The 628-nt window shown below is 41.2% G+C and carries 1 protein-coding gene; it reads left to right on the top strand.

The genetic code is table 11. The annotated features are described in order from the left end of the window. Window positions 1-588, top strand: a 588-nt coding sequence (locus EKC99_RS15365; protein WP_163152670.1) for an IS3 family transposase, incomplete at its 5' end; no start/stop codon positions are given. Between the last annotated feature and the right edge of the window lie 40 nt (window positions 589-628).

Genomic DNA, 628 nt, shown 5'->3' with positions numbered 1-628 from the left:
CACCGAAAGCCTAACCCTTATAAAAAGATCGCTAAAGCAACGAAGGAGCATCAGGTTGTCCCGAACAAATTAAACAGGGAATTCAAGCAGGGAATCCCCGGGAAAGTACTACTTACGGATATCACTTATCTTCCATATAACGGAAATTGTATGGCTTATTTGTCGACCGTAAAAGACGCCTCCACCAATGAAATCCTGGCTTACCATGTGTCTGATCGCATCACCTTGGACATCGCCACCCAGACGATCCATCAATTGATGAACAATAAGAAAATTACTCTCCATGAAGAGGCTTTTATCCACTCGGATCAGGGAAGCCACTATACAAGCCCACGTTACCAGAAGCTTTTAAAGGAGTATGGCCTGGGCCAGTCTATGTCACGAAGAGGCAACTGTTGGGATAATGCCCCTCAAGAATCATTCTTTGGCCACCTTAAGGATGAAGTGGATTATAAATCGGCAAGAACATTGAAGGAATTGAAGTCAAAAATTAATCATTACATGGTTTACTATAACAATTACCGCTATCAGTGGAATTTAAAAAAGATGACCCCTATTCAATATAGGAATCATCTTCTAGCTGCTTAATCTCTTTTTTTATAGTGTCCTTGACATGGGTGCCACTTTA

The sequence above is a fragment of the Anoxybacillus sp. MB8 genome (assembly GCF_011006755.1).
GTDB classification, from domain to species: Bacteria; Bacillota; Bacilli; order Bacillales; family Anoxybacillaceae; genus Anoxybacillus; species Anoxybacillus gonensis.
This window is presented reverse-complemented; position numbering and strand designations above follow the sequence as displayed.